Annotated in this window: 17 protein-coding genes and 1 pseudogene; 12 read left to right on the top strand and 6 right to left on the bottom strand. The window is 58.0% G+C overall.

Annotated features, from left to right (window positions below; genetic code table 11):
* Positions 1-148: 148 nt before the first annotated feature.
* The 7 genes from M0D68_RS03070 to M0D68_RS03040 all read left to right on the top strand — a co-directional run bounded on the left by M0D68_RS03070 (position 149) and on the right by M0D68_RS03040 (position 7,020).
* On the top strand, positions 149-2,506 hold the full coding sequence (locus tag M0D68_RS03070; protein WP_266223743.1) for a hypothetical protein: 2,358 nt from the start codon (positions 149-151) through the stop codon (positions 2,504-2,506).
* A complete protein-coding gene (locus M0D68_RS03065) occupies positions 2,493-3,431 on the top strand; it encodes an NAD(P)/FAD-dependent oxidoreductase (RefSeq protein WP_266223742.1) in 939 nt (312 codons plus the stop codon). Before M0D68_RS03070 ends, M0D68_RS03065 begins: the two co-directional genes overlap by 14 nt.
* A 112-nt stretch (positions 3,432-3,543) precedes the next feature.
* The gene (locus M0D68_RS03060) at positions 3,544-3,795 is read left to right on the top strand and encodes a GlsB/YeaQ/YmgE family stress response membrane protein (protein ID WP_266223741.1); all 252 of its coding nucleotides are present in this window, start codon (positions 3,544-3,546) and stop codon (positions 3,793-3,795) included.
* 101 nt (positions 3,796-3,896) lie between these two features.
* Positions 3,897-4,358 (top strand): lysozyme inhibitor LprI family protein, encoded by a 462-nt coding sequence (locus M0D68_RS03055; protein WP_266223739.1) that lies wholly within the window; start codon positions 3,897-3,899, stop codon positions 4,356-4,358.
* Between the two features lie 60 nt (positions 4,359-4,418).
* Positions 4,419-4,934 carry an SRPBCC domain-containing protein gene (locus M0D68_RS03050; protein WP_266223738.1) on the top strand — a complete coding sequence of 172 codons (516 nt, stop codon included), beginning with the start codon at positions 4,419-4,421 and terminating at the stop codon, positions 4,932-4,934.
* Positions 4,935-5,159: 225 nt separating this feature from the next.
* Positions 5,160-6,449 carry an MFS transporter gene (locus M0D68_RS03045; RefSeq protein WP_323137210.1) on the top strand — a complete coding sequence of 430 codons (1,290 nt, stop codon included), beginning with the start codon at positions 5,160-5,162 and terminating at the stop codon, positions 6,447-6,449.
* 298 nt (positions 6,450-6,747) lie between these two features.
* On the top strand, positions 6,748-7,020 hold the full coding sequence (locus tag M0D68_RS03040; RefSeq protein WP_200622357.1) for a DUF2164 domain-containing protein: 273 nt from the start codon (positions 6,748-6,750) through the stop codon (positions 7,018-7,020).
* Positions 7,021-7,135: 115 nt separating this feature from the next.
* Here the strand turns inward: M0D68_RS03040 and M0D68_RS03035 are convergent, their stop codons facing one another.
* Together M0D68_RS03035 and M0D68_RS36585 are read right to left on the bottom strand one after the other, a co-directional pair.
* Positions 7,136-7,885: a LysR substrate-binding domain-containing protein gene (locus M0D68_RS03035; protein WP_308187556.1), complete on the bottom strand. Its 750-nt coding sequence runs from the start codon at positions 7,883-7,885 to the stop codon at positions 7,136-7,138.
* Between the two features lie 31 nt (positions 7,886-7,916).
* The gene (locus M0D68_RS36585) at positions 7,917-8,063 is read right to left on the bottom strand and encodes a LysR family transcriptional regulator (RefSeq protein ID WP_308187555.1); all 147 of its coding nucleotides are present in this window, start codon (positions 8,061-8,063) and stop codon (positions 7,917-7,919) included.
* A gap of 109 nt (positions 8,064-8,172) precedes the next feature.
* Here M0D68_RS36585 and M0D68_RS03030 point away from each other — a divergent pair, with 109 nt between their 5' ends.
* The 4 genes from M0D68_RS03030 (at position 8,173) to M0D68_RS03015 (ending at position 12,249) form a co-directional block, all read left to right on the top strand.
* Positions 8,173-9,222 (top strand): aromatic ring-hydroxylating dioxygenase subunit alpha, encoded by a 1,050-nt coding sequence (locus M0D68_RS03030; protein ID WP_266223736.1) that lies wholly within the window; start codon positions 8,173-8,175, stop codon positions 9,220-9,222.
* On the top strand, positions 9,125-10,177 hold the full coding sequence (locus M0D68_RS03025; protein ID WP_308187554.1) for a PDR/VanB family oxidoreductase: 1,053 nt from the start codon (positions 9,125-9,127) through the stop codon (positions 10,175-10,177). The genes M0D68_RS03030 and M0D68_RS03025 overlap by 98 nt, the downstream gene beginning before the upstream one ends.
* A gap of 313 nt (positions 10,178-10,490) precedes the next feature.
* Positions 10,491-11,498 (top strand): trans-3-hydroxy-L-proline dehydratase, encoded by a 1,008-nt coding sequence (lhpH, locus tag M0D68_RS03020; RefSeq protein ID WP_266223735.1) that lies wholly within the window; start codon positions 10,491-10,493, stop codon positions 11,496-11,498.
* A 172-nt stretch (positions 11,499-11,670) separates the two neighbouring features.
* On the top strand, positions 11,671-12,249 hold the full coding sequence (locus M0D68_RS03015; protein ID WP_256457107.1) for a hypothetical protein: 579 nt from the start codon (positions 11,671-11,673) through the stop codon (positions 12,247-12,249).
* Positions 12,250-12,342: 93 nt separating this feature from the next.
* Here the strand turns inward: M0D68_RS03015 and M0D68_RS03010 are convergent, their stop codons facing one another.
* The 3 genes from M0D68_RS03010 to M0D68_RS03000 form a co-directional block, all read right to left on the bottom strand.
* The gene (locus M0D68_RS03010) at positions 12,343-13,107 is read right to left on the bottom strand and encodes an SDR family NAD(P)-dependent oxidoreductase (RefSeq protein WP_266223734.1); all 765 of its coding nucleotides are present in this window, start codon (positions 13,105-13,107) and stop codon (positions 12,343-12,345) included.
* Positions 13,108-13,164: 57 nt separating this feature from the next.
* Positions 13,165-14,178 carry an aldo/keto reductase gene (locus tag M0D68_RS03005; RefSeq protein ID WP_266223959.1) on the bottom strand — a complete coding sequence of 338 codons (1,014 nt, stop codon included), beginning with the start codon at positions 14,176-14,178 and terminating at the stop codon, positions 13,165-13,167.
* A 184-nt stretch (positions 14,179-14,362) separates the two neighbouring features.
* A complete protein-coding gene (locus M0D68_RS03000) occupies positions 14,363-15,259 on the bottom strand; it encodes a LysR family transcriptional regulator (protein WP_266223733.1) in 897 nt (298 codons plus the stop codon).
* 198 nt (positions 15,260-15,457) lie between these two features.
* On the opposite strand from M0D68_RS03000, the gene M0D68_RS02995 reads away from it, so the two are divergent.
* A complete protein-coding gene (locus M0D68_RS02995; RefSeq protein ID WP_266209133.1) occupies positions 15,458-16,177 on the top strand; it encodes a carboxymuconolactone decarboxylase family protein in 720 nt (239 codons plus the stop codon).
* A 183-nt stretch (positions 16,178-16,360) separates the two neighbouring features.
* On the opposite strand, the pseudogene M0D68_RS02990 reads toward M0D68_RS02995, so the two are convergent.
* Positions 16,361-17,078: pseudogene (locus M0D68_RS02990) on the bottom strand (transposase).
* Positions 17,079-17,722 lie beyond the last annotated feature (644 nt).

The raw sequence follows: 17,722 nt of genomic DNA, 5'->3' as shown, positions 1-17,722 counted from the left end.
TTTGGCGATTGCGAACCCGAAATGCAACAGGCAAGTGGAGCGATCGCTGAAAACACAGCAATCGCCAGTAGACCCAGGGAAAGCACGCAAGCAGCAGACAAGTCATTTCCGCGCAGCCTTGGGTGAGCCACTCATTGGGAGGTGGTAGATGCTGATCGATGAAATCCACACGTTGGTTGGCAAATTGTCGACGCCGTGGAAGGACGTGCTGAACCGACATGGTCTCGATCTCTCGTCTTCGGATTCGCCGCAACGTACTGCAGTTTTGCTGAGTGAAGGACTGAAAATAGACTGGCAAGATCGGCGCGTTCAAGATCTTTGCCGAAGCACCGAACGCGCGATAGAACCGGGCGACCCCGCGCGGAGCCTGCTTTATCACATGCTTGCGCTATCCGAGTGTCCATCGCCCGATGGCGGAATAAGCCTGGAAGATATAGATCTACTCGAAAACTATATCTACTCGCTTGCAGCTTTGCCTTCCGACTGGTCGACACTCGATATTGCCGTGCTGGCCTACCAGTATCGTCCCGTGCGTCGTACCGGACATCAGCAGCACGCGGACATGGTTTTCTCGCGGCTCGGCATCGCGCGAAATGGCGACACGGAAGCACTCTACGACGCGCGGACACGGAGCTACGTTCCGCACGTCGAGAACGAAATCGAGCATGTGCGGGTGTTGCCGGCGCGGTATGGAGCGTTTCTTGTGCGGCGTGTATCCGGACCAGACGGACTTGCGTTGATCGAGGGAAAACAACGCGACGACGGACATCGTGCATTCATTCAGCCGGTGCGCAAGCTGTTTTCCGCCGAATGCCTGCCAAACATGACGTTGAATCTGGACTACGGCCATTGGCATATCGGCGAAAAACTGAAGCGCGCCGTCAAGGCACGATGGGGCATTTCTCCGGTCCCATTGGGAGATCTCGACCGTCCACCGTATTCGATCGTATGCCGGTATCCGGACTTGGCGCAGCCGGCCGCGACGGGCGTTCCATCAATCGTGCTCAAGCATTGTGGCGGAAGCGTACTGTTGATGCCGGCGGCGCGGCCTCTGATTGAACCCGTGACGTCGGCGAACTATAACGTTGGCGGGTTCTCAGTGCCGGCGCGATGGCGCCTCATACACATCGTCAATCGGCGCTATACGACTATGCGTCTGTTCACTGATCTATACAGGTTGTTTCTTGCGTTCGTTGCGCAGATACATGAAATGTTTTTCCCAACGATCGCAAAGAACTGGTTCTGGCTGCGTTTTCCGGAACCGCGCAACTCGCCGGAATACATGAATATCCGCCATATGAGGGACAAGAACGGTACGTATGCGGACATGCGTACGCATCCGATCCGCCAATCGGCATTCGTCGAGAAGGTGATCAAAGGCGGTTACGATGCACAACTGTTTCTTGATCACTGTGTCGAAGGCGCAGTCACGATCAGAATCAAGGAGCTGGTGAATCGACGCGTGTTGCCCGCTTATTCGATCGTGGCGGCGCCGGATTTTTTCCCTTATGCGGACCAGTCCGAATTGCAGCGCTGGTTCAAAGAAGATCACATCGATCCCAAGACTCAGTTTAGAAACGGCTCACCTATATCGCTCAGCGCTGAGCGGCTTCCCGTCAATCCGCATCACGTCGATTCGTTCAGCGAGAAAGAGGCGTTTTCGACCAGCGAAGATACGATTTCCGTTTCATTCAGTCTTGCACCACGCGCATCAAAAGAGTCTCACGAGAAGGCGCATTTGCCTCGCATGGTGTCGTTTCTATCCGATGCATCATCGAGTGTTTTTGCGCCGGGCTGGGACGTGACCTATGCGGGGGGACATCGTAAAGGGATCTATCTCGCAACGTTTGGCCTGGGCAGTCCATTCGCGGAAGACATCAAGTTGTGCGCAGCGTCAAACAGTTTCTGGCCTGCCGTCAGTCCGGATGCATCGCGAACCTTCAACCGGAGCGATGCGCCAACGGCCATTCCAATGCTGGACAGCGAACTTGGATTTCACCCGCAACATCCTTTGGTGCAAGGCGGCCTTGTACATAACACGCGCGCCGGATGGGACGGCGAGTACGGTCCTTTTCTTACGGCCGCGGGCACGGTTGATTACGCGGATATCGAGCGATCGGATTACGTCGCGAACGCGCTGGGCGGCAATATGCTGTATGGCGCCTTCGAACATGTCGACGCAGCCGAACTCATTCGCAGGATCAAGGCGTTGCGCCTCGCCGTGGCAGCGTGCGATCCAACGCAGACTCCCGCAAAGACCCAATTGTGGCTTGTATCGGCAACGGAACTCGATCAACCGGCAGGCGCGACCAAGGCCTATCACTTCCTGTTCGTTCTTCCCGAAGACGGTGCGAAACCGGTGCAGCATGTGCCTGGACGCTTGCGCATTCGATATGGCGAGGCCATCAGTTGTGACGTGACCGATTCGATGCTGAAAGGGCCCGTTCAACGATGCCCACCCGGACCTGAGGCACTTCGGCTTTACTCAAGGCATGAGTCCGTGTGACGTTCTGGTTATTGGCGATGGTCCTGCCGGGTGCGCGGCGGCAATTGTCGCCGCCAACGCAGGATGCGATGTCACGATGTTGGGTCGCGGCCTGTCGCATGCGGCGCCGGAGTGTGTATCGAACAACGCATTGAAGTTACTCGCGTTGTTGGCTCCCGCAGTGATCGCGCAGTCGGATGTATGGCTCGATGTCGATTCCGAATCTAGTCCGGGCCGCGCGGTTGTGCGCAATCGACTCGACGATTGTTTGCGCGTCGATGCGTCCGCGGCTGGGGTAGCCTATACGCGCAAGTGTCTGTATCCGCTTTTGCCTCGCATTGAAAGCGGACATGTCGTCGGTGTGACGTGCGGAAGCGATGAGTGCAGGGCGAGCATCGTCATAGACGCGACGGGAATCGCCGGCTGTCTGCGTCGCGCACTTTCACTCGACGAAACCGTCGACTCGTCACCCATCTGGCTTCGTCGCGGTTTCGCGAGCGGATGTTCGTCGCAGAGCGACACCTATTGGCAGATCGCGCGGGACGGCTGGCTCTGGCTACGGCCGACATCAGCGCAATACATGTGGACTTCGTTGTCCGTGCAACGGAACACGCATATCGGCTTGCGTTCAGGCATATCTGTCATTGGAACTGTGTGGCAACAATGCCGGCGCTGGCGGCATCTTCATCAGGCCGCCGGTCCCGGCTATTTCGTATGCGGTGATGCTGCGGGATATCTCGATCCCGCCTCAGGCGATGGCCTTCGGTTCGCGATCGAATCCGGCATACGTGCGGGGACACTTGCCGCAGAGGTATCGAAGCATCCAGGCAGATCGAGTATTGCGGCAGCGCTCTATTCAGATTGGGCTTTGCAGGACTATCTGGCCACGAAAGAAGTACTGCAACAAGTCTATATTCATGCGCATCTGGATATCTGGCGCAGCTAGTGCGGGACTGGCCGACTGCCACATTTAGCGCGTATGCTTCGAAAAGCGTCGCAGTAGAGCAGTAGCCAGCAGAAAAAGAAAACCGTAGCACTCACACTCTCGGGAGGTCAGCATGCTTTCATTCATCGGTACGGTAGTTGTAGGGCTGGTCATCGGATTGATTGCGCGGGCGGTGAAGCCCGGGGACGACAGCATGGGGCTCATTATGACCATCGTCCTCGGCGTTGCCGGCTCGCTGATTGCGGGCTATGTGGGGCGTGCGCTGGGCTGGTATCAACCAGGCCAGGCGGCAGGTTGGATTGCGTCGGTGATTGGCGCTATCGTTCTGTTGATCATTTACGGATTGGTGCGCCGACGGAGTTAGACTGCGCGTGGTGACGCGCTTGCGGGCGGCGGTCGAACCGTGGCGCGCTCGCATGAAAGTGGAGCCGGTACGTTGCCTTGCTCCCGCGAAAGGGGATCACTATGCGATCTGCATTCAAACCAATTTGCCGGGTGCACTTCATCCACCGCGCTCTCCTCGTACTTCTTGCACTCGCGTGCTCGCCCGCATTTGCTGGCGCCCCGGATCCCGCTGACGTCATCTCGCAGCAGAGCGGACTGCCTGCGAGCGAGGTGCAAGGCATGCTCGCGAACTGCGATGCGAACCAGATGAGCCTGAACTTCTGTGCATGGCGCGACAGGGTGGTTGCCGAACAGAAGCTGCAGAATGTCGTCGAAGATAAGTCCGCAAAATTCCCTAGCTGCAAAGCGCGCTTGGAGAAGAAAATCGCGGGGTGGAAGAAGCGACGCGATGCGAGTTGCAAGAAGTCCGCTGAGGCAAAATACGGAGGGGGCTCCATCTTGCCGATGGAAATTGCCGCTTGCGAGGCTGCGGAAACTGATCACATGACGAAGGTTGTTGCGTCGATTCGTCGATGCGATTGATTGATAAGTCGGTGCATGGCCGGCAGCAGAAAAAGAACTGCAACGGATTACGGGGCGAATATGAGCTTGCCGAAGTGGTGGTTGAAAAGCGTCATCGCCAGTGTGGTCGGCATAGTTGGAGTCCTTTTCATCATGCACGAAGATAGTAGTGTGCGTGCGGATGTTCTCATCGCTCGGCCGCCTTCCGATGTCTGGAACGTTATATCGGATAGTGCCGCGTATCCCGATTGGAATCCCTTCATTACTCGAGTTGACGGCGACTTCAGGGAGGGCGCGACAGTTCGCATTGTGCTAGGCAGCGGATCGGATTCGATGGTATTCAAGCCGACCGTCCTACTCGTTCGTCCAGGGCAGGACCTTTGCTGGCGTGGCAGCGTGTGGATTCGCGGCGTCTTCGACGGCAAACATTGCATTCACCTGACGGCTGTGCCCGGTGGCACCCATCTTGAGCAAACTGAGCGTTTCTCTGGATTACTTGTCGGGCGGTTGACGAAAGACGTAGTCGAAGACACTCGGCAAAGTTTTCAGGCGATGAATACTGCGGTCAAGCTGCGCGCCGAATCCAAGGCACCCTGAGTGCTCGCGCCTGCTTCTTGTGGGGCCCAACGGAATCGGAGCGACGACCGTCACTGATCGGCTACTTTCGTTCAGTCGGGATCCTCTTGTGAATCGCGCCGTTCATCGCCCCATTAATAAAACGACGATGTCTGGAAACATTCACCTAAGTTGTGGGAGAAATGTTGAGGTAGCATCATCGAACTCAACAGGGGGAAACCGGTGCTTTGGGGAATCAAATCTCGCATAAACGCAATCGCCCCCTCTCTTGCCTGTCTGCTTCTCAGCGATCTTTTTACGATCCTGGCAGACATGGTTGGCTATATCACGCTCCCTTGGTGGATCGTTCATCAGGGCGGCGCACATCACCTTGCGATCTACGGCGTAAGCATTGCCGTCACCACGATCTTCGCAATGCCGCTGCTTTCGCCACTCGGGGATCGGTACGCAAAGAGACCGCAGATTGTATGGGGTATCTGCGCCTTAATGGTCGTCGCCTTTACCCTCGCTACGCTCGCCTCGCTGTCCGACTACCGGCTTACGCTCATCATCTGCATAGGCGTAGTCACTGTTATTGCGAAAGCTTTCATCGATCCGGCCAGTTCCACCATTTCGGCCGAACTTGTTCCTGCGAATTGTTTGGCCGAAGCGCTTCGTCTTCGTAAATCGACGCAAGCGGCTGGACGTGCCTTGGGGCCGGCACTGGCTGGTGCGGCATTGGCTTTGGGCGGTATTCCTGCAACCTTCTGGATGAACGGCATTCTGCTTGGCGTTGCTGCGTACGTGACCTTGCAGCTTCCATCCCGGTCTCAGCATCGTGAACATCCTCGCGGTTTGGCCCGTTGGTGGGAAGACCTGCGCGCCGGACTGCATGCTAAATGGATCGTCCCGTTGGAGCGCGGCTGGACACTTGTCAATTTCCTCGTGTGGATATTCCAGGGTCCTGCAGTCGGCATGCTGATTCCGCTCAAAGTTCAATCACTGGGGCTGTCGGGGCTCTGGCTCGGTGGTTGCGAAGCGGCCTTATCTACGGGTTTACTACTCGGCAGCTTTCGCGGTTCTGACGCATTGGTAAGCCGGTTCGGCCGGTTCAATGTCCGGGTGGGGGCTGCGATGTGTGAAGGGCTGGCACTTGCTGCTTCCGGCTGGGCCCATTCACCTATCGTTCTCGTGTTGACGCTTACCTGTGTGGGTTTCGCCAATGCATCGATGGGGCTCGTTGGCGCGACTCATCGTTCATTGGCCATCCCGCAGAATTTCCGCGTACGCATTCTCGCTGCCAGCATGATGACTACGCAGATCGCCGGCATTCTTGGACCGATGATCGCAGGTACGGCACTCACGCACTGGGCGGTGGGCCAGGTTTATACATGCTTCGGTCTCGCTACCTGTCTGCTCGCTTTCGGTTTCGTTTTGATACCGCGATCGCGCGAATTCTTTGCGCTCAATCACGATCAGGTGAAAGACTGGTTTCGTCACGAATATCCCCATGCATTCGAAGCACCTAGAGTGCCCGAATCGAGACAAATCACGTAGATTGTCGCGTGACTAGAGCGGGGGGCGCGTATGTGTTGTCGATCGGGACCGAGGGAGATCGCGCCGCAGAGCGGTTTGCAGGGCAGTGCGCGGCCATGAAGGGAGGCTCGACCATGTGGCCTACATCGCCGACAATCGGCGCTTGTCGGCACGTTAAACCCGCCTTTTCCAACGGGATCTGAAATAAGAACAAGATGGAAACTACGCGTTCGATAAGTACAGCTAGGCCGGAAGACTCAGCGCGTATCGCGGTGCTTGGCACGCCTTTTTCACTGAAATTTCACCGGACATAACCTCCATGACAATTGAATTGACCAAGGAAGTTCGAGCCGATGCGATTGCATCCATTCAACGGTACTTCGAGAAGAATATGGAGGAGCCTATCGGCAACATCGCTGCTGGCGCGCTTCTCGGTTTCTTCCTGGAAGAAATTGGCCCGAGTATCTACAACAACGCCGTGGCTGACGCGCAGGAGCGGCTCCTTCAGCGCGTCTCGGAGCTGGATTTTGAGGTGCACGAAGAAGAGTTTCAATACTGGAAAAAGTATGAAGGCGGCGTGAAAAGACGATGAATAACCCGCGTGAACTGTTGACAGCCGCTGACATCGCGTCGATGGACCAAGAGCGTTCCGTCCATGCAATCCGGTATCAACAATAACCATGAATACCCGCGTCCCCAGCCAGTCACTATCTCGCCGGTAAGTCCGGATAGTGCTCAAACGTGCGCTTGATAAGTTGTCGAAGCCAGATGTTCGCTGGTTCGTCGTGAAATCGAGGATGCCAGAGCTGGCGAAGCGCAAACGGTGGAAGCGGCACCGGCGGCGGAACAATCTTGACGGTCCCGAGTTTGGCGAAGACATTTCCAAGCTCCAGCGGCACCGTGGCGATCAGTTCGGGATGTTCGTCGATCAGTAGTGGCACGACCAGGAAGTGCGGTGTGGTCAGATAAACATTTCGATGGATGCCGTACTCGTCGAACGCGCTGTCATAAGCCGCACCCGCGCGCCCAGTCAGGGAAACGACAATCTGCGGCATCGTTTCGAACTGTTCACGCGTAATCGATTCGCCGATTAGCTTGTTTCGCACGCTTACCATCGTCACGAAAGAGTGCAGGAAGAGTTGTTGCTGGTAGAGATTATCAGGCGCGGCACGGATCGACCCCAGCGCGAGATCCACTTCTCCAGACGCAAGCAGCCCCTCGATCTGTTCGATCGGGACTTGCACGGATCGCAGCGTGCAGTTTGGCGCCTCCTCTCGCAACCTTCGGATGAGCGGTGGCAGAAATACCAGTTCGCCCATGTCCGTCATGCAAAGAACGAAGGTGCGCCGCGCCGTCGAAGGATCAAAGCGTGCTTGCGAGACGACGTCCTGACGCAAGGTCGTCATGACTTCAACGATCGAAACGCCAAGCATGGTTGCTTTCGGCGTCGGCTCCATGCCCGATGGCGTCTTGACGAACAGAGGGTCCTCAAAAAAACGCTCGCAAGCGATTCAACGCATGGCTCATAGCGCCCTGTGACAGCCCCACTTCGGATGCCGCTCGAGTCACGCTGCGTTCGCGAAGCAGCGCGTCGAACACCACGAGCAGATTCAGGTCGAGATCACGTATATGCACGGTGTGCATTCCTTGCATTAGTCCCATTGGCTTGACGCATGATGGTGGCGAATCTATCTTGAGGTCAAGCGTGCCAACGATAGGCCGCACCCACATGATGGAGACAAGGATGTTTATCAGAAACACGTGGTACGTAGCCGCCTGGTCGCATGAGGTGGAAAGCGAAGCGCTGTTCGCTCGCGTCATTACCGGTGTCCCGGTTCTGCTGTATCGCGAGGAAGGCGGCGGTGTCGTTGCGCTCGAGGATCGTTGCTGCCATCGCGGCGCGCCGCTGTCGGTTGGCCGGCGCGAAGGCGATTGCGTCCGCTGCATGTATCACGGTCTGAAGTTCGACAGCACTGGAACCTGTGTTGAAGCGCCTGCCCAACAGCGCATTCCGCCGCAGGCGAAGGTTCGAACATTTCCGGTTGTCGAGCGGCACCGCTGGATCTGGATCTGGATGGGCGATCCTTTGCTTGCCGACCCAGAGACCATTCCCGACACCCATTGGCTCGACGATCCGCAGTGGCGCAGCTTGCCCGGCTACATTCACTACAACGTGAACTACCTGCTGATCTGCGACAACCTGCTGGACTTCTCGCATTTGCCGTTCGTGCATCCAACCACGCTAGGCGGCCCCGAAGACTATGCCAAGGTACAGCCCAAAGTTGAGCGCATCGACGGCGGCGTTCGCATCACGCGCTGGACGTTGAATACGGATGCGCCTCCGTTCGCCGCGGCCGTCAAGAACTGGCCTGGCAAGGTCGACCGTTGGAATTTCTACGACTTCACGATTCCAGCGATTCTGCGAATGGATTCCGGCATGGCGCCGGTCGGTACCGGCGCGCAAGAAGGTGCACGTGTCGACGCGGCAGAATTCCGTGGTTGCCAGGCACTCACGCCCGAAACGGAAGACTCCACACACTACTTCTTCGGCCATCCACACAACTTTGCAATTGATCAGCCCGAGGTCACGCGAGCGATCCATCAGGCGGTTGTCGATGCATTCGACGAGGACCGCGACATCATCACTGCGCAGCAGAAGAATCTTGCACTGGATCCTGGCTTCAGGATGATGCCGTTTGGCATCGACGCTGCACTGTCCCAGTTCCGCTGGACAGTCAATCAACGGCTTGAAGAAGAGAAACGGCAGATGCCGGAAGCAGTGCGAGGAGCCTGAGATGATTCAGGTGAAAGTAACGCAGCTGACGCGCGAAGCAGAAGGAATACTAGGCATCGAGCTGCGGGCAGAAGACGGCACGGCGCTTGTTCCTTTTGAGCCCGGCGCACATATCGATGTCCATTTGGCTAGTGGCCTCACGCGGCAATATTCGCTCTGCAACGATGCGTCAGAAACAGATCGTTATCGTCTGGGCGTCGGGCTTTCCGCGACATCGCGCGGTGGGTCGAGTTATCTGCACACATCGCTTCGCGAAGGCGACTTGCTCACGATCAGTGAGCCTCGCACGTTGTTCGGTCTGTCGCGCGAGGCGACATCTCATCGTTTCATTGCAGGCGGTATAGGCATCACGCCTATCCTCAGCATGATCCGATGGTGCGTGCGCCAAGCCGTACCCTGGCACTTGCACTATTGCGTGCGGTCGCGGATGTGTGCGGCGTACCTCGACGAATTGCGCGCTTTCGGTGGCAAGGTTCATGTGCACGCCAACGACGAATCGGCCAGTGGGACGCCTGACATTCAGACCTTGATCGGTGACATAAAACATGGCGAGCACGTCTATTGTTGCGGACCGGGTGGACTGATGGACGCCGTATCGCATCACGGCCAGCAGTCCGGTATACCGCGCGAGAATCTGCATTTCGAGCGGTTTACCGCATCGCCTGTGCAAGTCGCCGATGGGAGCGAGCGGGCATTCACGATCGTGCTTGCAAGACTCGGAATGCGATGCGCGGTCGAACCCAGCGAGTCGATTCTGGAGAGCCTTGAACGTCACAGCGTCTGCCCGCCGTTTTCCTGCCGGGAAGGACTGTGCCGTAGTTGCGAGGTGGGGGTGTTGTCGGGCGAAGTCGAGCATCGCGACTACGTGTTGAGTGAACACGAGCAGAGGTCCAGCAAATCGCTGATGATCTGCGTGTCGCGCGCAAAATCTGACGAACTGGTAATCGACCTTTAGTTCCTGCACGTTCACCTCGCTATTACGTGCAGCGTTGCGATCTTCGACACGCGACCACGAAACGAACACTTTCTGCAGATTCCATGCGGTTCCAGCTTCGTGGATCAGGAAGTGCATACTCCCGCTACCATCCGCCCGGCCGAGGACCACGACTCATGGCACTAACCTCGCCGCCACCACTGGGATTCCCGATGGTGATCAAGGCCGGAGTCTGCGTCAAACAGGCAGGACAACTGCTTGAGCCCGTGGCAGCATAACGTACGCCGCATGGCGTTCGTAGCGGCGCGCAGACATCACGTGGAGGATAAAGGATATGCAGGTCACTCGCACAATTAGTACCGTCGAAGTCCATACCGGCGGAGAGCCGTTCCGGATCGTCACCTCGGGTCTTCCCCGCCTGCAGGGCAACTCGATCGTGGAGCGCCGTGCCTGGGTACGCGAACATGCGGACAATATTCGCCAGGCCCTTATGTTCGAACCCCGCGGACACGCGGATATGTACGGGGGCTATCTGACGCCGCCCGTTTCACCCACAGCTGATTTCGGCGTCATCTTCCTGCACAACGAAGGATATAGCGACCACTGCGGACATGGTGTGATGGCACTGGCAACGGCTGCGGTGGAGCTCGGCTGGGTGCAGCGCGAATCACCCGAGACGCGCGTCGGCATCGACGCACCGTGTGGTTTTATCGAAGCATTCGTCAAGTGGGACGGCATGCACGCCAACGGCGTGCGATTCATTAACGTGCCATCGTTCATTTACAAGCGCGACGTGAGCGTCGAGACGCCGACCTACGGGACGGTGACAGGCGACATCGCGTTCGGTGGGGCATTCTATTTCTACACGGACGGCACACCGCACGGCCTCGCGATTCGTGAGTCGTCGGTCGAAGCGCTCAAGCAATTCGGTGCGGAAGTGAAGATCGCCGCTAATCGCGCGTTTCCACTTGTGCATCCGCAGATTCCGGAAATCAATCATATCTACGGCACCATCATTCACGGCGCGCCGAGATTTCCCGAGTCCACTCAGGCGAACTGTTGCATTTTCGCGGACCGGGAAGTGGACCGTTCTCCTACGGGTTCGGGCAGCGCAGGCCGCGTGGCGCAACTGTATCTGCGTGGCGAGATTGGGCGAGACGACGTACTCGTGAATGAATCGATCATCGGCACGGTGTTTCGTGCGCGTGTTGTCGGCGAAACGCAGCTCGGTGAATTCCCCGCCGTGATCCCCGAGATCGAAGGCTCAGCCTACGTTTGTGGATTCGCCAACTGGATCATCGACGAGCGCGATCCGCTCAAGTATGGATTCCTCGTACGTTGATTCGTCTGACAAATGCCGCGATCAATGGTTTACCATGACCATCTCACGTCGTTTGCAGGCTCGGTCAGTAAGTATGATGAATACCCGAAAGATTTTGATGATCGTTGGAGGGCTCCTGCTCGTAGCAGTAGGGGTCACGTACCTGATGCTCCTTCAGGCGGACCGCCGCTCAATGGCAGAACTCACGGGCGCCATGCATGAGTCCGCACCCCCTGCCGTCGTCGATTCGCGCCCAGGCGATCATGTGACGGCCGGCAGCATCGACCAATCGCAGCCGTCCGGTTCGATCACAAAAAGCACTGCCAATGCGCAGGAGCCGGTGGTTCCCGCTCCTGCTTCTGCTTTGGCAGTAGCACCCGCATCCGGCCCGGCCGCCGCACAAGTCACCGCGCAACCGAAACCTGAGGCACAACCGAAGCAGGCGCCATCGACGGCAGTCGCGTCGGTGAACGTACAGGACTCGGGTGCGCCGAAGGTGACTCCGGCGCAGCGCACCCTGCGTGGGCAAGACAGTGTGGACCATCGCGCGATAACGACTCGAGGCGCGACACCGGAAACGGACGAACTGGTCAGGGAATCGGCGAAGCTCGATCCATCGTTGCCTCCGCCGAATATGTCGGCCGCTCGCGTCGCCACGGACCAAAGTAGCACGAAGCCTGGCAAGGGCTCGAATCCGGTTGCGGCCGCGATGACGGAACAGCTCGTCAAGGAATCGGCGAAGCTCGATCCTTCGCTGCCGCCGCCGAAGTAAAGTAACCGACTTCCCTGGCAGCACGGCCATCTCCTCAGGGACGCGTGCTGCCGATCACCTTCAAGGTACGCGCTTTGAAGCGCTGCCCCTCGCTCATCGCATGATGAAGCCACCGTCGACGGAAATGGACTGACCGGTGACATAGCTCGAAGCATCGCTGCAAAGCCAGAGAACGACGTCGGCGATCTCTTCCGGTTTCCCATATCTGCCCATTGGAACCGCCTTCAGCAGTGCATCAAGCGCTTCGCTCTGGCCGGAGGCCGCCATCTGCTCAGACATCGGCGTCCAGAACAGACCCGGGCAGATCGCGTTGATCCGGATACCTCGTGCCGCATACTCAAGGGCAGCACTCTTGGTCAGCCCCAGTACACCATGCTTCGCAGCGTGATAGGTGCCACGCTCCGCGCCGCCGACGAGGCCGCCCAAAGACGAGCAGTTGACGATCGCGCCGTTGCCCTGCCGGCGCATCTGTTGCAGTTCGAATTTCATGCAACTCCAGACACCGTCCAGATTGACCGACATCACGCGGTCGTAGTCGTCTCGAGTCGAATCGGCTGTTTCAGCAAGGACATTCTGGACGCCAGCGTTGTTGTAGGCGATATCCAATCTTCCAAAGGTCGACACGGTTTGCGCGACCATTGCCTCTACCTGTGCATCGTCGGCCACGTCGCACTGCACAGCGAGGACCGCACAACCTTGGTCCTTCAGTTCGTCGGCTGCCGACTCCACGCTCTCTCTATCCCAGTCTGCCAGCACGACGGAAGCCCCTGACAAGGCAAATGCTTTCGCCGTCGCCAAACCAAGGCCGGAGCCCGCACCCGTGACGAGTGCAACCTTGTTCTCAAAAGTTATATTCACAATCAATTCCCTCAATTCGTACAGGTAAGGTATTCAGCAGTGCTCTCTGCCGCCGGATCAACCGGTCACGCGGCGGCCTTCAATCGGATAGTTCGGGTCCGTATAGCCGGCCGTCGATGCATGCCCGGCAGGCACGAGACTGTCGACAAACTTTTCGTCGTCCGGTCCCAGTTGCAGCGTCAATGCGTCGATGTAGCTGTCCCAGTGCGCTTCCGTGCGTGGCCCAGCGATAGCGGAACTCACAAGCTTGTTCCTGAGCACCCACGCAATGGCGAACGCTACCGAGGTGGTGCCGCGTTCAGTGGCGTATGCCGCGACCTTCTGTGCGATGGCGAGAGATTCCGGACGCCACTCGGTCTGCTGGATGCGCTTGTCACCGCGCGCAACACGGGAGTCGGCAGGAGGCGCACCATTGGGTGCATATTTGCCGGTCAATACACCTCTGGCGAGCGGGCTGTACGGCACGACGCCAATGCCGTAGTGCCCCGCCGCGGGCATCAGCTCGACCTCGGCGGTACGGTCGACCATGTTGTAGACCGGTTCGATTGCAATGGGACGATCGATGCCCAACTGATCGGCAAGGCGCACGATCTCCGCAATACGCCAGGCGCGGAAGTTGGACAGACCGAAGTAGCGCACCTTACCCTGGCGAATGAGGTCGCCGATGGCGCGAACCCCTTCCTCGAGCGGCGCGTCAACAAGCGACCGGTGGAAGTAGAGAATGTCGATGTAGTCGGTGCCGAGGCGCTTCAGGCTGGCGTCGACCGTCTGGTAGATCCATTTGCGTGACTGGCCCTGTTCGTTCGGGCGGGCGCTAACTGAAGCCGGATAGCCGAACTTGGTTGCCACGACCCAGTCATCCCGTCGATCCGCAATTGCCCGGCCGACGATTTCTTCAGATCGGCCAGCGTGGTACACATCGGCAGTGTCGAGGAAATTGATGCCCTGGTCGAAAGCCTTGTCGATAATCCGGCGCGAGGTCGCTTCATCCGTTTCGCCGCCAAACATCATTGCACCCAGGCACAGGGGCGAAACCTTGAGGGCGCTGCGCCCCAGATATCCATAGTCCACTCTCATCATCTCCATGCAGGCCGCGCCTGCGGTTAACAGAACGTGCACGCCGGAAAGGCGCATCAGCGGGCGCTTTGATCGCCGTCTGTATGGAGGATGATAGGTTGATGGTATCTAGTGATAAAGCCAGTAAAACGGCAAACCCTCATGAACTGTATTCATGAATCTCATTCCAGTTCCGGGGCTATTCCTTGCGATAACGGATTGCATCGATCACCACGGTCATCGCCCGCGAGAACTCACGTCGAGTCGCATAGCAGGCGTGCAGCCCTGGAAAGGTGGGGCACCATTCTTCCAATACCTTCACGAGGCGACCCGCCTCGACATGAGACTGGGCGAGGTCAGCCGGAATGTAAGCCAGGCCGTATCCCGACAACGCGGCAGCCAGCATCGGGTAGGTCCCGTTGAAAGCGAGTTGTCCGTCGACACGGACCTGCACCTCCCGACTGCCCTTCTTTAACTCCCATGGATAAAAGCCGCCCAACGTCGGCAAACGAAGATTGATGCAGTTGTGCGCGGTCAGATCCTGGGGCTTCCTTGGCAACGCACGCGTCTTCAGGTACTCCGGTGTCCCAACGATCGCCATGCGCATTTCGGGCGCGAGGCGGACCGCAATCATGTCCCTGGCTACCTGATCGCCGTGGCGAACGCCGATATCGTACCGATCTGCCACGATATCTGAGAGACCGTAGTCGGTGATGATCTCCACCTTGAGGTCCGGATATTGATGCAGAACCGGCGATAACCTGGGCCACAGAACCGTTTCGGTCGCGTAATCGGTCGCTGTGATGCGGATCGTGCCCGCAGGTTTGTCCCGAAACTCCGTCACGGCCGCCAGTTCGGAATCGATCTCTTCAAAACGGGGTGTGATGGTCCGAATGAGGCGCTCGCCAGCCTCCGTCGGCGCGACGCTGCGCGTGGTTCGGGTCAGGAGTCGCATTCCGAGCCGGGTTTCGAGTGCCCGGATGGTATGGCTCAAGGCTGATTGCGATACGCCGAGTTGCGCGGCGGCGCGGGTGAAGCTGCGCTCGCGCGCGACGGCGATCAGTGCAAGCAGGTCGTTGTAGCTCTCGCGACGCATTGATGAACTCATTTCATAGGTGTTTGCCGATTCTAGCGCCTAGTCGCGCATGAGTGCGCACGTTAAATTTCAGATATCGACTCATTTCAATGCGGTCAGGCGCTATCGAGGAAACTGCCGATGAGGATATTCATTGTCGCGATGATGTCGCTTGCGCTCGGTACCGCGGCCTGTTCGCAGTTCAAAAGGAAAACTGATATGGAAAGCCTGGATCGCGCGTCCTCCAGCAACTTGCTCACCGGAATGGACACCGTTTCACCAGCGCTTGAGCGCTATACGAACGATGTGGTGCTGGGCGACCTGTGGAAACGTCCGCAGTTGTCCGCACGGGATCGCAGCGTGGTCACGCTCTCAGTATTGATTGCGCGCAATCAGAGCACGGAGTTGCCGTTCTATCTCGATCTCGCGCTCAAGAGTGGCCTCAAGCCCGGCGAGATTTCGGAAATCATCACGCATCTGGCTTTCTACTCCGGTTGGGCCAACGCGACCGCGGCTGTGAAGGTGACGAATGCCGTTTTCGAGAGACATGGGATTATGGCGACGCAACTCCCGCCAGCAGCAGTTGACCTTTTGCCGCTCGACAAGGCGGCCGAAGCCCAGCGCGAAAGCACAGTTCAGCAAAACTTCGGCGCCGTTTCGCCCGGGGTTGTTCAATTCACCCGAGATGCGCTGTTCAACGACCTGTGGCTGCGGCCTGGTCTTGCGCCTCGCGATCGTAGTCTCGTCACGGTCAGCGCGTTGGTCGCCACTGGACAGGTCGCGCAACTGACCTATCACCTGAACCGGGCAATGGATAACGGACTGTCCAAGGCACAGGCGTCCGAAGTCATGACGCAACTGGCGTTCTATGCGGGTTGGCCGAATGTTTTTACGGCGCTTCCAGTTGTGAGGGATGTGCTTGAGAAGCGTCCCGGCTAACTCACTCTGGCGCCACGAGCTTTGCTGGGCGAGAAAATCTGTCCAAGCGCTTAGCCGACCACCGACTCAACGTCGCCGGGGCGACGAGAATGCGACGATCTTGTAGCCCATCCGAATGTCCACTTCTTCCCAATGCTGCGATCTGGCATCCGAGCAAGGTTCCCTTGCTTGTTTATCTTTTGGTTAGCCCACGTGTGCGAGGGGGCGTGTCGTGCAAACCTTGGGGCGGCCGGTCGCGCAGCAGCAGGGGCATCAAACGCCGGTTGGCTGTCTGGGCCGCCCACTCGCAATACGCGGCGCTGCCGAGCACCCAGCCCTTGAGCGTCGACTGCATCAGGTCATTGACCTCGCGTTCATCAAGAAGCTGTGCGCCCAAATCGCGGTAAGCCTGCTGGCGCTCGAACGGCGTATTGCCGAGCGCTCGGTAGAGTGGATGGTCCTTGATGAAGTTATCGACACGCAGCCCGATGTGGTGCGTGTAGCTAGACCATTGATAGTTTCCAGCCTCGGCTACAAGGCGGTTGCGCACCGGCGCATGATCGATGACCTGGCTCGCGAGCAGGAAATATCGATCGGGCTCAATCACTGTTGCCCGGTACTCGCCACGCCACACCGCGCCGCGGCGTCCATGGCGGCGGTTGAAGGTCTCGACATAGCGACGGCCGACCGCCTGCATCGCCACGGGCACGCTCGACTCGTATGAAGGCGTGACGAGGAACTGTATCGCGTCAGGCATGAGCACCCATGCGTGGACTGCCAGATCGGCGACGCGCGCTGCGTCTGCCAGGCAGGCGAGGAAGTACAGGTAGTCTCCTTCGTCCAGGAATGCGGGCCCCGTGAGCCCCTGCAAGATAACGTGCTGAGGTTGTTCTGGGACGTAATGCCGTGCAAGCCGTGCCATGCTGAATTACCGGAAATCCGATGTGAGAAAGCGATCCGACAGATCTCGAACGCGCGACATTGCGTCACGTGTGTATAGGATGAAATTCTATCGGTCATATGCGTGGGTCCGCATCGCGAACAGGCCTTTTTTCTGGCCTCTTTTCGCTGATTTGCCGATCGCTACAAACATCTGATTTATGCCACTGCTGAATAGCGGCACCGCGCTATACGCCTCCAGATGCTTTGCCTGCGCGTCATCCGGCACCAATACATCGAGTAGCACGACGGAGCGGCGGTCGAAGCGCCATGGTCTTCATTCGCATTTCACCTGAACCGGTCAAAGCCCAGCGTAATGTGGCTTGCGAATTTAATCAGTAGGTATCCGAACGATAACGGTCGACTCCAATCCGAGGCCTTGGGCGGCGGCTAATATGGATGTCTGTCCGTTTGATCGCAAGACTTTGAAAGACCTCAATCATTATTTAGCTTGTTGATGACGTCTTTTTGATCGCGTACGCTACCGTAAAATCTTGCCAATGCGGAACTCGCAGGCTGCGGCAATCAGCAAATGTCGGTGCGGGACGGGGAGTATAGCGATGAAAATGTCTCATAGATTAGGAAGCCCCGATACGGCGGGGCCGGTGTGGGGGCTTGTCTTTGGCA

The organism is Paraburkholderia sp. SEWSISQ10-3 4, assembly GCF_030464785.1.
Classification (GTDB): Bacteria; Pseudomonadota; Gammaproteobacteria; order Burkholderiales; family Burkholderiaceae; genus Paraburkholderia; species Paraburkholderia aspalathi.
This window is presented reverse-complemented; position numbering and strand designations above follow the sequence as displayed.